General features: G+C 65.8%; 12 protein-coding genes. 4 read left to right on the top strand and 8 right to left on the bottom strand.

Annotated elements, in window-relative coordinates; all coding sequences use genetic code 11:
- Positions 1-358 precede the first annotated feature (358 nt).
- Positions 359-733 (bottom strand): hypothetical protein, encoded by a 375-nt coding sequence (locus HNS03_RS13405; RefSeq protein ID WP_367196002.1) that lies wholly within the window; start codon positions 731-733, stop codon positions 359-361.
- 154 nt (positions 734-887) lie between these two features.
- On the opposite strand from HNS03_RS13405, the gene HNS03_RS13400 reads away from it, so the two are divergent.
- The 3 genes from HNS03_RS13400 to HNS03_RS13390 all read left to right on the top strand — a co-directional run bounded on the left by HNS03_RS13400 (position 888) and on the right by HNS03_RS13390 (position 4,861).
- Positions 888-2,459, top strand: a complete 1,572-nt coding sequence (locus tag HNS03_RS13400; protein WP_367196001.1) for an AAA family ATPase — start codon at positions 888-890, stop codon at positions 2,457-2,459.
- The gene (locus HNS03_RS13395; protein WP_367196000.1) at positions 2,456-3,229 is read left to right on the top strand and encodes a TIGR01458 family HAD-type hydrolase; all 774 of its coding nucleotides are present in this window, start codon (positions 2,456-2,458) and stop codon (positions 3,227-3,229) included. The genes HNS03_RS13400 and HNS03_RS13395 overlap by 4 nt, the downstream gene beginning before the upstream one ends.
- A 99-nt stretch (positions 3,230-3,328) precedes the next feature.
- Positions 3,329-4,861 (top strand): acyl-CoA carboxylase subunit beta, encoded by a 1,533-nt coding sequence (locus HNS03_RS13390; RefSeq protein ID WP_367196007.1) that lies wholly within the window; start codon positions 3,329-3,331, stop codon positions 4,859-4,861.
- Positions 4,862-5,017: 156 nt separating this feature from the next.
- Here HNS03_RS13390 and HNS03_RS13385 read toward each other — a convergent pair whose 3' ends face one another.
- The 5 genes from HNS03_RS13385 to HNS03_RS13365 all read right to left on the bottom strand — a co-directional run bounded on the left by HNS03_RS13385 (position 5,018) and on the right by HNS03_RS13365 (position 10,579).
- Positions 5,018-5,623: a hypothetical protein gene (locus tag HNS03_RS13385; protein ID WP_367195999.1), complete on the bottom strand. Its 606-nt coding sequence runs from the start codon at positions 5,621-5,623 to the stop codon at positions 5,018-5,020.
- Between the two features lie 88 nt (positions 5,624-5,711).
- Positions 5,712-7,346, bottom strand: a complete 1,635-nt coding sequence (locus tag HNS03_RS13380; protein ID WP_367195998.1) for a GMC oxidoreductase — start codon at positions 7,344-7,346, stop codon at positions 5,712-5,714.
- Entirely contained in the window at positions 7,336-7,653 is a 318-nt protein-coding gene (locus HNS03_RS13375; protein ID WP_367195997.1) for a hypothetical protein, read from the bottom strand. The genes HNS03_RS13380 and HNS03_RS13375 overlap by 11 nt, the downstream gene beginning before the upstream one ends.
- A complete protein-coding gene (locus HNS03_RS13370; protein WP_367195996.1) occupies positions 7,650-9,044 on the bottom strand; it encodes a sugar porter family MFS transporter in 1,395 nt (464 codons plus the stop codon). The genes HNS03_RS13375 and HNS03_RS13370 overlap by 4 nt, the downstream gene beginning before the upstream one ends.
- Positions 9,045-9,241: 197 nt before the next feature.
- On the bottom strand, positions 9,242-10,579 hold the full coding sequence (locus HNS03_RS13365) for a DegT/DnrJ/EryC1/StrS family aminotransferase (protein ID WP_367195995.1): 1,338 nt from the start codon (positions 10,577-10,579) through the stop codon (positions 9,242-9,244).
- Between the two features lie 180 nt (positions 10,580-10,759).
- Between HNS03_RS13365 and HNS03_RS13360 the strand changes: the two genes are divergently transcribed.
- Entirely contained in the window at positions 10,760-12,136 is a 1,377-nt protein-coding gene (locus HNS03_RS13360) for a sugar porter family MFS transporter (RefSeq protein ID WP_367195994.1), read from the top strand.
- Here the strand turns inward: HNS03_RS13360 and HNS03_RS13355 are convergent.
- Both HNS03_RS13355 and HNS03_RS13350 read right to left on the bottom strand, forming a co-directional pair.
- Positions 12,123-13,175: a hypothetical protein gene (locus HNS03_RS13355; RefSeq protein WP_367195993.1), complete on the bottom strand. Its 1,053-nt coding sequence runs from the start codon at positions 13,173-13,175 to the stop codon at positions 12,123-12,125. The genes HNS03_RS13360 and HNS03_RS13355 overlap by 14 nt on opposite strands.
- Positions 13,176-13,308: 133 nt before the next feature.
- Positions 13,309-14,280 carry a LysR family transcriptional regulator gene (locus HNS03_RS13350; RefSeq protein ID WP_367195992.1) on the bottom strand — a complete coding sequence of 324 codons (972 nt, stop codon included), beginning with the start codon at positions 14,278-14,280 and terminating at the stop codon, positions 13,309-13,311.
- Between the last annotated feature and the right edge of the window lie 31 nt (positions 14,281-14,311).

The raw sequence follows: 14,311 nt of genomic DNA, 5'->3' as shown, positions 1-14,311 counted from the left end.
CCGTTCAAAGTTGCCATCACCGCCGTGATGCGCAAGCTCATCACCCATCTCAACGCCATCATCCGCGACGCCGAGACAGCCTGCGCACCGACCACATAGCAGACACGGTTGCTCATTCCCGCGAAAGCGGGAATCCATAGGGCTCATCCGTCAGGATGTACGGCCCGAAAATTGCCCGCGAGCGTTTTCATTCTTCAGCGCCATTCGGCCAGCCACAGAGTCGGCTATTAAATTCCCTACGGATTCCCACTTTCGCGGGAATGAGCGGAGAAAAGGGCTATCGCAACGTAAAAAAGCGCCCGACCCATTCGAGGCGGGCGCCCGTTTTCTTTACCCTACCGACTATCACCACCACTCCTCAGACGTCTTCCACCGTCACCACCGTGAAGGTGTGCATTTCGCCGTCGTCATCGCGGATCGAGACATATTCGCCCGGCACGAACGGGTGCGCCGCAAAGCGGTAGCCACCTTCGTCGTCCTCGTCGCCGTCGATGTCGTAGCGGAAGGCCCAGCGCCCGCCCGGGCCATGGACCACGTGGCCGAGGTCCCATTCCTCGTCGCCCCAGAAGCGACGCACACGGCAGCGCTCCTTCACCTTTTTCCAGGCTTCGGCGTCAATGTGGCCGGTTTCGTCGAGCGGCGCGATAAACTCGTAGCCGTGCCGGTTGGAGCCGTTCGGATGCTCTTTGGAACGAGCGAGGTTGAGGCGAATTTTCTTCAGGTCGCCGGACATGCGCTTCCTCTTCTTGTGTGCGGGCGAACCAGCTGCGCCCCTCGTGATCAAACCTGAAACCAGGACAGCCGTGTGCGCTACGCCTTGACCCGTGTCAAACCCGCGTCACGGTTGCCCCTGTTTCGTGGAGGCCAAAGGCTGGTTAGGAGAGGTCATGACCACATCATCCGACAAAGAACCCGACCAGCGGCGCGTCATCGCGTTCCTTGAGGATCCAGCCACCTATGGCGGCGCGGAACCGCTCAGGATCGACACCCATGCGGCGATGGTGTTCCTGGCCGGCGACGACGCCTACAAGATCAAACGCGCGGTCCACTATCCCTATCTCGACTTCTCCACGCTCGCTCTGCGCAAGGCCGCCTGCGAGCGCGAGATGGAGGTCAACCGCGCCTATGCCGGTCAGATCTATCACGGCGTGGTGGCGATCACCCGGCAGTCGGACGGCACGCTTGCCATCGGCGGCGACGGCCAGCCGGTGGAATGGGCCGTCCACATGCGCCGCTTCGACGAGACGGCCACCCTCGACAAGCTGGCCGAGCGCGGGCCGCTTCCCCCCGACACGCTGGACCAGCTCGGCGATCGGCTGGCCGAGGCGCACGCCCATGCCGACGCCCGCGACGGCACGGTTTGGATCGCCGACCTTCAGTCCTACCTCGACGACAACACCCGCTCCTTCGCCGACAAACCCGAGCTGTTCGATCCCGCTGCCGCCGACGAGCTCGACCAGCGCGCCCGTGCCACCCTGGAGGCGATCCGCCCGCTGCTTGAGGCGCGCGACCGGGAAGGCAAGATCCGGCTGCTGCATGGCGACTGCCATCTCGGCAACGTGGCCATGATCGACGGCGCGCCGTTGTTCTTTGACGCAGTGGAGTTCGACGATCGGATCGCCACCGGCGATCTGCTCTACGATCTCGCCTTCCTGGTGATGGACCTCTGGCGGCGCGGCCACGAGGCGGATGCCTCGCGCGTGTTCAACCGCTATCTCACGGTCCATGGCGACCGCAGCGATCTGGCCGCCCTCGCGGCGTTTCCCTTCTTCCTGATGATGCGGGCTGCAATCCGCGCCAAGGTCACGGCCGCGCGGCTCGACTTCCTGGAAGGCGACAAGCGCGAGGACGCGATCGCCGACGCCCAGGCGGCGTTCGCTACCGCCTGCGCCTTCCTGCAACCGGTTCCAGCGCGCGCCGCCGCCGTCGCCGGCCTTTCCGGCACGGGTAAGACCACGCTGGCGCGCCATCTGGCGCCGCACCTCGGGCGCCCGCCCGGCGCGGTGCACCTGCGCACCGACATCATCCGCAAGCGCCACGCCGGCGTCGCCCTCACCGAGCGCCTGCCGCCGGAGACCTACACCCGCGAATCCTCCGCCGCCGTCTATGACGACATGCTCGAATGCGGCGCGATCGCGCTGAAAGCGGGCCAAGCCGTGGTGTTCGACGCCGTGTTCGCCGCCCCTGTCGAGCGCGAACGCGCCGAAGACATCGCCGCAAAGGCCGGAGTCGATTTCGTCGGCATTTGGCTGGAGGCCTCGCTCTCCACGTTGCAGGCGCGCGTGGAAGCACGCGTGGGCGATGCCTCCGATGCCGATATCAACGTGGTGCGCGCCCAGACCGGCTATGTTTTCGGCGAGATCGACTGGCACCATATCGATGCCGGCGGTCCGGGCGACACCGCATTCGGCGCGGCCCTTGCATTGCTCAAGGAGGCGGAAGGCGGGAGGACGGAATGAGCGAATTGACCAGCATCGAAGGCGTGCTGATCGATCTCGGCGGGGTCGTCTACACCGGCGATCAGGCGCTTGAGGGCGCGACCGCCGCCCTCGCTCGGCTGCGCCGGTCCGGCCGTCCGATCCGCTTTCTCACCAACACCACCAGCCAGCCGATCTCCGGGATTCACGCCAAGCTCAAAAGGCTCGGGATCGACGCGGCCCGCGACGAGATCTTCACCCCCTCGATCGCAGCACGCGCCTATCTCCGCCAGAATGGCCTTGCTCCCCATTTCCTGGTGGCGCCCTCGCTTCGGGAGGACTTCGAAGACCTGCCGGAGGGCGACCGGCCGGCCTTCGTGATCGGCGATGCCCGCGACGGCTTCACCTATCAGGCTCTCAACGAGGCCTTCCGGCGCCTGCTGAACGGTGCTGCCTTCGTCGCGCTCGCCAACAACCGCTCCTATGTCGGAGGCGACGGCGCGCCGTGTCTCGATGTCGGAGCGTTCGTCGCCGCGCTTCACTATGCGAGCGGCGTGGAGCCGGTCGTGCTCGGCAAGCCATCGCCGGACTTCTTTCAGCTCGCCGTCGCCGACATGGGGCTGTCGCCGGACAAGGTGGCCATGATCGGCGACGACTACGAGTTCGACGTGCTCGCCGCCATCGAGGCTGGCCTCTCCGGCGTCTTCGCGCGCTCCGGCAAGGCGAAACCGCAGAGCGTCCCCTCCCCGTCTTCCCACCAGCCTGTCGAGGTCGACGATCTGGCCGGCGCGATCGATCTGCTCCTCTCCTGAAGCTCCAAAACCACCGAATGGGGCTGCGCGGGCGCCACACCCGTGCTATTCGCGATCAATCAAAGATTTGCGGTCTCGATTTTAGGGAGGACGATGTCCGTGAAGGAGATACTCGGCGAGCTCGAAGCACGGCGCGGCGTCGCGCGCCTTGGCGGCGGCGAAGCGCGCATCGAGGCGCAGCATAAGCGCGGCAAGCTGACTGCGCGCGAGCGCCTGGAGGTTCTTCTGGACGAGGGCTCGTTCGAAGAGTTCGACATGTTCGTCGAGCACCGCTGCACCGACTTCGGGATGGACAAGACGAAATATCCCGGCGACGGCGTCGTCACCGGCTGGGGCACCATCAACGGCCGCACCGTCTACGTCTTCGCAAAGGACTTCACCGTCTTCGGCGGCTCGCTCTCCGAAACCCACGCCCAGAAGATCGTGAAGATCCAGGACATGGCGGTGCGCAATCGGGTTCCGGTCATCGGCCTGTTCGATGCCGGCGGCGCGCGCATCCAGGAAGGCGTGGCGGCGCTTGGCGGCTACGGCGAAGTGTTCCAGCGTAACGTGCTCGCCTCCGGCGTGATCCCGCAGATCTCCGTCATCATGGGTCCGTGCGCGGGTGGCGACGTCTATTCGCCGGCGATGACCGATTTCATCTTCATGGTCCGCGACACGAGCTACATGTTCGTCACCGGCCCCGACGTGGTGAAAACCGTCACCAACGAAACGGTGACGGCGGAAGAGCTGGGCGGTGCGTCCATCCACACCACCAAGTCCTCGATCGCCGACGGCGCGTACGACAACGACGTCGATACGCTCCTGCAGGTGCGCCGGTTGATGGATCTCCTGCCCGCCTCCAACGTGGCGGAGATTCCCGAGATCGATTGCTTCGACGATCCCGAGCGCACGGAGCCCTCGCTCGACAGGCTGATCCCGGAAAACCCGAACAAGCCGTACGACATGAAGGAGCTGATCCTGAAAGTCGTGGACGAGGGCGATTTCTTCGAGGTCCAGGAAAGCTACGCCAAGAACATCCTGATCGGTTTTGGCCGCATGGAAGGCCGCACCGTGGGCATCGTCGCCAACCAGCCGATGGTGCTTGCCGGCGTGCTGGACATCGACGCCAGCCGGAAGGCCGCGCGCTTCGTGCGCTTCTGCGATGCCTTCTCCATCCCGATCGTGACCTTCGTGGACGTGCCGGGCTTCCTGCCGGGCACCGCCCAGGAATATGGCGGCCTGATCAAGCACGGCGCCAAGCTGCTGTTCGCCTATGCCGAGGCGACGGTGCCGAAAATCACCTGCATCACCCGCAAGGCCTATGGCGGCGCCTACGACGTGATGGCGTCGAAGCATCTGCGCGGCGACGTGAACTATGCCTGGCCGACGGCCGAGATCGCGGTGATGGGCCCGAAGGGCGCCGCGGAAATTCTGTATCGCTCGGAGCTCTCGGACGCGGAGAAGATCGCCGCCCGCATCTCCGACTACGAGACCCGGTTCGCCAACCCGTTCGTGGCGGCGGAACGCGGCTATATCGACGAAGTGATCATGCCGCACTCCACCCGCCGGCGTATCACCAGGGCGCTCCGCCTCCTGCGCAATAAGACGCTGGAGAACCCCTGGAAGAAGCACGACAACATCCCGCTCTAGAGCATTTCCAGGCGAAGTGGGAACCAGTTCGCCGTCCGGAAATGCGTCAAAACAATGGGTTAGAGCCGTTCAGCGATTCCATGAAGAGCTGATCGGCTCCAAACCCGTGGAGACACGGCTTCGGGCCTACGGGTTTCCGGCTGGTCCGAAACCGCCTCAGTTCGGGCCGGCGGTGGCCTGCGGCGAGCGGCTCGTGGTCTGGCCGACATAGTCCGGCCGATCGACGCCGCAACGGAAGCCGCGGGCTTCGGCGTCCGCCAGGCCGCGCGCGATCAGGTTGGCGTTGGAATTCGCGTTGGCGTCGACGAAGCCGACCATGCAGCTTTCCCGCGACCAGCGCCCCGCAACGGTGCTGACCACCAGCACCTGGCGCTCGCCGCCCTCGTCGTCGGACACGAACCAGCGGTGGATGGTGGCAAACGGCGTTCCGTCCGCAAGCCGCCACTCCACGGTCTCGTTCACCCGGTTGAAGCCGGCGAAGCTCTCCCACGGTCCGCGCTCCTGGACCGCGCCGTAGTCGAGGGACATGCGGTTGTCGGCGTCGGTGATCCGCACCGGCACATTTCCAAAGCCGTCACAGACAACCTTGGCCCAGGCCCCATCGCCTTCGTTGGACTCGTCCTCCAGGGTGCAGCTCCGCTGCCAATCGATCTTGGAATAGGCGCTCTCGATCGTCTGGGCCGCCGCCGGAAGGCTTGCAGCCGCCGCCAGCAGACACGCCATCGCAATGCAAGCGGTTGCCCGCCGGGCGATCGTCACCATCTCCACACCCTCCCCGCACGGACCACGCTCGCGAGCGTCCGGCATCGATCCCCTGCCCCAGCCGCTTTCCGGCGAGCAGAGACCCGTTCTACGCCGCGATCATGTCCTCCGCGCGCACCCGTTCCGTCAGGTGCCGGCCGAGTCGGTGCGACAGCGCCATGATCGACAAGGTCAGATGCTTGTCGGGCAAGGTCGGGATCACGCCGCCATCGCAGACATAGAGATTGTCGAGCCCATGGCAGCGCAGATCGGCATCGACCACCCCCATTGAGGGATCATCGGAGATCGCCGTGGTGCCGGCATAGTGGATGCCGGTGCCCGTGTTGTCGGTGGTGGCGTAAATCTGCGTCGCCGACGCCTTGCGCAGGATCTTGCGGCCCCAGCGCAGCATCTCGTCCATCTGCTGGCGCGCGGTCTCCGGCGTGGTGAAGTCGACCGCGACCTGGGGCACCCCGTCGCGATCGACGGTGGAACCCGGGCGCACCCGGTTTTCCGGACGCGCCTCGCCGGCGCAGAAAAGACCGAGCGTGACGTAGGAATGGAACATCGCCTTGGCGAGCTGCACCTTCATGAACGGCGGGAACGCCGACATGCCCGCGAGATAGTGCGGAACATCCGGCAGACCGTGGATGGCGTGGCCGATGAAGGGAAACTCCTCGCCATTCGGCAGCCGCCCGCGCGACATCAGGATCAGAAGATCGCCGTAGCCGATATCGTAGGTTCGCCGGTGGCGCCACAGCCGCCACAACGACGTCGACAGAACCGACTTCGGATTGTCCTGAAGCCGCTGGCCGACTTGATCGGACCGGTTGGCTAGCCCGTTCGGATCGGCCTCGTCAGCGGAGTTGAACAGAATCCGAGGCGTCTCGATCGCGCCGGCCGCAAGCACCACGACCTTGGCCTGAAGCCGATGGCGTGCACCGGTCGTGGTGTCGAGATATTCCACGCCGGACACCTGCTGAGCGCCCGGCTCGCGCAATACGCGCGTCACCTTCGCGTTCGGGCGCAGCTCGTAGCTGTCGAGCCCTGCGATCTCCGGCAGAAGCCGAGCGGAGAATTTGTAGACCGCGCCGACCGGGCAGCCCGACGTGCAGATGCCGGTGGAAATGCAGGAATTCGCCGAGCCCGGCGTGGTGATGATCGCCTTGCGGTTCGGGATCGCGTGCGAGAACGGCTCCTTCAGCGACTTCACCGCCTGGACGACCATGGTGTCGGCCGGCCGCAGCGGCTTGGGCGGCACGAATTCCCCGTCGGGAAGCTCCGCGATCCCCTCCTTGGTGCCGCAAACCGTGATCAGGCGCTCCACGGCGGCATAGTCGTCGGCAAGCGTCTCGTAGCCGAATGGCCAATCGGCGAAATCGTGCGCGGCGAAGCGGACGCTGACGCCATTCCAGAGATTCTGCAGCCCGTTGACCTTGAGCACCTGGAAGTGACGAAAGCCGCCTTCCGGGCGCGGCGTGGCGCCGATGCTGCCGTCAGCAAACAGCGGATGCACGAACAGGCTGTCGTGCGGGTCCGACGGCCAGACCGTCGATGGCCCGACGCCGAAATCCACCGCCGGCACAGGGCGCCCGGTGGTCTGGAAATAGTCCTCGGGAAGCTGGTCGCCCTGCTCCAGCGACACGACCTTGAGGCCCGCCTTTGCGAGCTGGTGGGCGAGGATGCCGCCGCCGGCCCCGGTCCCGACGATGACCACATCACAGGCGGTCGCTTCACAAGCCATCGGGCGCTCCCTTGATCGGCCATTCGCCAACGGTTGAGAGAAAGCCCGGCGAGGCGAAGAAGACATGCTCCAGGAAAGCGTGAAGCGTGGCGCCTTCGGCGCCGAGTTCGCGCTTGGTCACCACCCCGGTGGTCGCGACGCGACTGCGCGCGGCAATTGCGCAAAGCGCCGTGCGCAATTGCGCATTGGCGAGCGCGATCCGGGTGATGTCCACCAGGTGCGGCTGCAGGCCCCGTCGGTAGGGACTGCGGGCGACGATCGCCTCCAAGAGCGCCTCCGCCCGCTCCTCCGAGATCTTCTGAGTCATGGCCGAACCGCCCCGGCCAGGCCGGCGGGCATCGCGGCAGCCGTGTTGCCAAGCTGGCGGAACGGCTTGCCGGAGCGCAGATGCTCCTCGATGTCCTCTAGCGCGACGCCGTTGGTCTCCGGCACGTACCAGAAGGTGAAGGCGATCCCCAGCGCGCAGACGATGGAGTAGATCGCAAACACGCCCCCGAGCCCGATCGTGGAGACCAGCACCGGAAACGAGAACACCACGATGAAGTTGAAGCCCCAGTTGGTGATGGAGGCAACGCTCATGCCGAGGCCACGGACATTGAGCGGAAACACCTCAGACATCATCACCCAGGGCAGCGGCCCGATGCTCGCGGCGAAGGCGGCGATATAGACCAGAAGACCGACGAAGGCGACGACGTCCAGCGCCTGGGCGCCCGTGACCGCGCCGATCGCGATCATCCCGAGCGCAAGCGCGGCGAAGAAGAACCCGCCGAGCAGCAGCTTGCGCCGACCGATCCGGTCGATCAGCGCCATGCCGACGAGCGTCATGAGCACGTTGACGATGCCGACGCCGACGGTCGCCAGGATCTGGGTCGAGGCGTCGCCGAAGCCAGCCTCCTTGAAGACCGCCGGCGCGTAGTAAATCACCGCGTTGATGCCGGAAAGCTGCTGCAGGAAGAACAGGCCGATGCCGACGATCAGCGCCGGGCGCGCCATCGGGGCGAACAGCTCCGCCCAACCGCCGTGGCCCGCATCGCTTTCCGCGGTCTCCTCGATTTCCTCAAATTCCTCGGCAAGGCGCGGATCGTCGGCGGGCACGCCTCGGAGCTTCGCCATCGCCACCCGCGCCTCCTCCGGCCGGCCCTTCAAGGCCAGCCAGCGCGGCGTGTCGCGCAGGACCATCATGCCGGCAAACAGCGCGAGCCCCGGAATGATGCCGATGGAAAACATCGTCCGCCAGGAATCGTCGAAGGCGAAGCCGACCAGATAGGCGCCCAAAATGCCGAGGGTGATGGCGAGCTGATAGATCGAGACCAGCATGCCGCGCTTTTGTGCCGGCGCGCTTTCGGAGATGTAGAGCGGAGCGACCAGCCCCGCGATGCCGATCGCAAAGCCGAGCACCAGGCGCGCCAGCGTCAGCATCCACGCCCCGATCGCCAGCGCGGCGAACAGCGCCCCGAGCGCGAACAGGCCGGCGGCAAACAGCAGCATGGCGCGGCGCCCGTAGCGGCTGACTGCCCGGCCAGCGACCAGCGCGCCGAACAAGGCGCCGAACGGCACGGCGGCCGTCATCATGCCTTCCTCGACCGGCGTGATGGAGAACTGCACTTTCAGAAGATGCAGCGCGCCTGCGATCACGCCCTCGTCAAAGCCGAACAGGAAGCCGGCGATGCCCGCAACCGCGGCCACAAAATAAATCATCGACGCGCCCTCCCGGCCCGATTGTCGTTCTTCTTCTCACCCATCATCGCACCATGCCCTCGTTGGTGCGACGCGCCGAAACCTCAGGTACGCGATGTGCATTGCCTGAGGCTCGCGCTCTTTTCCTGACGCGCCGAGGGACGCGAAAAACCGGCCCTCGCTTTTCGTCCGGCGCACCAGAGACGCCCCACCGGTCCTCAACCCAATACGACCGCAGCGACCTTGCGCACCGCGGTTGCGATATCTGCCTCATCCGCCTCGCTCAGCGTGGACGCGATGGTCAGGATCGCTCCTCGTGAATGCAGGTCGTCGCACTGGGGCAGCGCCCCATGGGCGTAGCTGTAGCCCTGCGCGAAGGCGTTCGACGGATGGGTCCAGGGAAAGCCATCGCGAGCATTGGAGCGCTTCTGCACCAGGCTCGGGATGTTGAAATACCAGTGCAGCCCCCACTCCCGCATGGTGAGGCAGGCCAGGCTGCCGTCCGGTCCGGCAATCCCTTCCGCGCGCAGCGCCGCCACGAACCGGTCGGCCGAGCCGCTGTCGGGAAGGATCATCAGCAGGAACGGGCCGGTATCGCCTTCCGGATCCGGAATGGCACGAAATTTGAGGCCCGGAATGTCGGCAAGCGCCCGGCGGATGCGCCATTTGGAGTCCCGCATAGCACCGGTGATCGCCGGCAATTTACGCATCTGAGCCAGCGCCATGGCACCGGCAAGCTCCGACATGCGCGCGCCCACGCCCCAGAGCTGGCAGGCCTCGTCGGAGGTGTCGAGACGACCCAACGGCGTGCGGGCATAGCCCAGGTCGTGCAAAGCGACCAAGCGGCGATAGAGCGCCTCGTCCTGGCAGACCATCAGCCCGCCCTCGCCCGAGGTCATGTTCTTGTTGAGCTGGAAGGAGTAAATCGCGATGTCGCCGAACCGACCGACCGGAGTACCACCGACGCTGGCGCCGGCTGCCTGGGCGCAGTCCTCAATCAGCGCGAGCCCCTTCTCCCGGCAGACCTCTGCGATCTCCCGGATGCGTCCGGGCGCCCCGCTCATGTGCACGCACAAGACCGCACGGCTGTTGGGCCCGATCTTCCGCTTCAGGTCTTCCGGATCGATGCAGAAGGTCTCGTCGATATCGACCAGCTTCGGGATTGCTCCGGCCCGCACCACGGCGGAGACGCAGCTCACCCACAGATAGCCGGGCAGCAGCACCTCATCGCCCGGACCGATCTCCAGGGCCGACACTGCGATGGAAAGCGCCGCCGTGCCCGACGACACGCCCAGCGCGTGTTTGTGGCCGAAGGTCTCGCACCACTCTCGCTCAAGCGTGTCCACCATGTGCTGCGGATCGGGACCGTAGAACCGGAACGGGCTTCGCGCCTTCACCACCCGCGAGACGAGTTCGAATTCCTCCTCGCCGACGAAATGGGCCCCCGGAAGCTCCCAAGGCAGCGGCGCCGTGCGCACCGGCGTGCCCCCATCGATCGCAAGCCGATTGGCATGCACGTGGCGCGTATTCTCGTTGGCCGCGTCAGACACTGTCATCTCCCCCCGAGCGACTCCAATTCGCACCTTCCGGATGCGAGTTCTTCTGAAATAGCAAAGAAACTATTGAGCGACAACAAATATTCTTCTAGTTGATCTTATATATTCCGCCTGCCCTTCGGTGGAATCACCAAGATTCGAACCGATTGGAAGAAACTGGAAAAGATCGGCAGACCCATCATGCAGCAACTCGCGCTTTGCCTGTCCGCCGCCATGGTGGGGCTTTCGGGACTCCTGTTCGGCTATTCGACGGCGGCAATCGCAGGCGCGTTGCAGGAGATCGAGGCGACCTTGGCGCTCGATATTCTGGGCCAGCAAGTGCTGGTGGCGTCGGTACCGGCCGCCTGCTTCCTCGGCGCGATCGCGGCCGGGCCCTCAAGTGCCAGTCTCGGTCGCAAGAAGGTGCTTCTGATCGCCTTCGCACTGGCCGTAATCGGCAATATCATCGCGCTGTCGGCGCCCGGCTACACGCTCCTGGTTGCCGCCCGAATGCTGGTGGGGATCGCGGTCGGGCTCTCTTCCATGATCGCGCCGATGTACGGCGCCGAGATCACCCCGGCGCGCCACCGGGGCACCGTCGTCGCCTCGTTTCAGCTCGCCGTCACCGCTGGTATCCTGGCAGCCTACGCCACCCCGCTGTTGCTTCCGGGCGAACAATCCTGGTCGCTGATCCTGGGTCTTGGCATCGTGCCCGCCGGCTGCGGGCTCGCCATCGTCGCGCTGCTTCCGGAAAGCCCGCGCTGGCTGATCGCCCGCGGCCATAAGCAGAACGCCCTGCAAGCGGCCGACCGGCTGCGGCTCGACGAGGACATCACCGCCTGGGCGATGGAAGACGGCACGCCCCGCGGCGCGATCGCCGCCACGGTCCGCCGCGGCACCACCATGGCGGTGCTCGTGCTCTGCAGCTTCCTGTTCGTGCTGCAGAATTTGAGCGGCATCGACGGCATCCTCTACTACGCGCCGCACATTTTCGAGCAGCTCGGATACACCGCCCGCACCGCGGCGCTGGCCGCCACCTTCGGGCTGGGGCTCTTGAACTTCCTCGCCACCATCGTCGCGCTCTGGCTGGTGGACCGGGCCGGCCGCCGGCCGTTGATGATTGTCGGCAGCGCGGTGATGGTGGCGGGGCTCGCCTCGGTGATCGCGTCGGCTTTGTTCGGCCTGCCGACCCTGGGGCTCATCGGCCTCGGCGTCTACATCGTCGCCTTCGCCGTCAGCCTCGGACCGCTTCCCTATGTGCTGATGTCGGAACTGTTCCCCTCCACCATCCGAGAGGCCGGCATCGCCACGGCATCGGCCACGAGCTGGCTCTTCAACATGCTGGTGGCGTTCACCTTCCTCACGTTGGTCGACACGATCGGACTTGCGGGCGTGATCGCGATCTTCATGGCGATGTGCGCGATCGCTTTTGTGATCGGCATTCTGTTCGTTCCCGAAACCAAAGGCCGGTCGCTGGAGGCGATCGAGGCGGACGTTTTGGACGGGGCGCCGTTGCGCCGCGTCGGCGACGGGTCGCAGGAAATGGACCCGGCGAAGGCGCAGGTCAGCGCGACGTGACGATCCGTACAGGTGGTGCTGCAGCGACCTCCAGCCGATCGAACGCGATCGCAAGCTCCAAGACGGCCTCCTGGGGCACATCCTGGTGCATCGGCACCTCTGGCGCCCGGTCGAGAAAATCGATCAAAGCCTGGCTTGCCGCCTGACGCTCCGGTGTGTCGGCATAGCCGAGCCGCGCGATTTCCCCGTCGAGGCGGGCCGGGTCCGGCGGCAGATAGCCAAGTCCGCCCGACAATTGCCCGACCGAGCGATCACGCACCAGGAGCATGCGGCCCGCAAGCGCCCGCGCGTTCGGATCGTGCAGCGCGGAGCCAACCAGAATGCCGCCGACGAGATTGGCCGGCGGCGACGGCACCTGAAGCGCCAGGAAATAGAGCCGCCCGCTGAAGCTGCAGCGCAAGACGGCCTGGGCCGCCCGTCCGTCGCCGGAGACCTGGCCCATCATCGGCACCAGCCGACCGAATAGCTTCTCCGTGTAGCTGGCATCGAGCCCACCATCCGGCCGGGCTTCGACCTCCATGCGCCCGAGAATGAGATTTCCCGTCTCCGCCCGCGACCAGGCATAGGACATCGCAAGATAGCCGCCGCACAGCAAATGGTTGGACTGCCAAAGCGGCTGAGTCCGCGGCTCAGGCGCCGGGGTCGCCGGATCGAGCGGGACGGCTCGCCCCTCCACCCGATCGCGCTCGAGCCGCGCCAGGGCCGCCTCGGGCAGGGGATGGCGCTCCTGCACGGCCGCGGCGAATTCCTTGAACGAGGCGGCGGCGACAAAAGACGCGGTCAGATCTTCGCCCAACACCCGCGCCCAATCCTCGTAGACGCTTGAGAGCCGCGGAGTGGCCTTGCCACCCACCCATTTGTAGGCGTTTTGCGCGGTGAACGCCGTGTTTGGATTGACCGTGGCGAAGCGAGCGCACAGCTCCTTGTTGGTGGCGCAGCCGAGCGCGAGCGCCGTCAGCCGAAGCTTCCGGGAGAGCTCCTCCCGATCGGCCCGGCACCCTGCGCCCGCCGGATCGGCCTGGCCGGGTTCGCCTCGCATATCGTGTCCTTCCCAAACCAGCCGCCCTTGCGGAACCGAACGCGCCCGATCCCCTTGTCGGCAAAGCTCCCTTAGATTTCAAGGAGGCAGACGGTTTTGCAAGCCGTCCGGCTCCTTACATCCCGCGACCGACCTATCGGTAGGTCCGCTCCGCGATCGGCGTCGCCTCGATGCGCGTCTGCAGTTCGGCAAGCAGCGCCTGTTCCGCCCGGTTCAGGTTGGCGCGCGGGTTCCACACCACATGGACATCGATCTCCGGCATCTTGTCGTAGGGCGGCAAATGCCAGAGCAGACCCGCCTCCACATCGCCCTTGGCGACGTGCACCGGCAATGGCCCGATACCGAGCCCGGCAATGATCATCCGGCGGACCTCTTCCAAGTTGGAAGAGGTGCCGACGATGCGCTCGCCGAGATTTGCCTCCGCACGCATCAACGTCACCGGCCGCAGGACGTCGTGCAGCCGATCGGTTTCGAAGCTGACGGAAGCGTGGCCCGCCAAATCGCCATGCTTGAGCCCGCTCCGGCCGAACAAAGGATGCGGCGGACCGCAAAACAGTCCGAAAAACTCCCGGTAGAGCCGGCTATATTCCAGCTTGGGGTTGCGCTCGCGCACCAGGCAGATGGCAAAACTCGCGCTGCGCCCGGTGACGGCGGCCACCGCATCGTGGCTGGAATGAACGTCGATCGACACCGTCGCTTTGGGATGGCGAGCATAGAAATGCGCGAGTGCGGCGTCGAAGATCGGACAGACCACGTGGCTTGCAACCGCGATCTTGACGTGGCCCTGCACCTCGTCGGTGACGTCGCGCACCAGCGTCGTCAACCGGAAGATCGCACCGCGAATATCGACCGCTTCGCGATAGAGCAGCTCGCCGGCATGGGTCAGCCGGAAGTGGCCGGGCGCGCGCTCGATCAGCTTCTTGTCGATCCGCGTCTCCAGCCGCTTCAGGGCCGTGGAGACCGAGGGCTGGCTGAGCCGCAGCTTGCGGGCGGCTTCGGTGACCGAGCGCGATTCCGCCAGCACGATGAAGGTGCGCAGGAGGTTCCAATCGAGTTCGCGAACCAGCCGTTCGGAAGGCTGCAGCGGAACCTCATCCGAGACCATAGCTCATTCCTATAGTCAGAATATCGATTAT

It is taken from the genome of Amorphus sp. 3PC139-8 (assembly GCF_040750475.1).
Taxonomy (GTDB): Bacteria; Pseudomonadota; Alphaproteobacteria; order Rhizobiales; family Amorphaceae; genus Amorphus.
The sequence above is the reverse complement of the archived record's forward strand: the minus strand, read 5'-3'. Positions and strand labels throughout refer to the sequence as shown.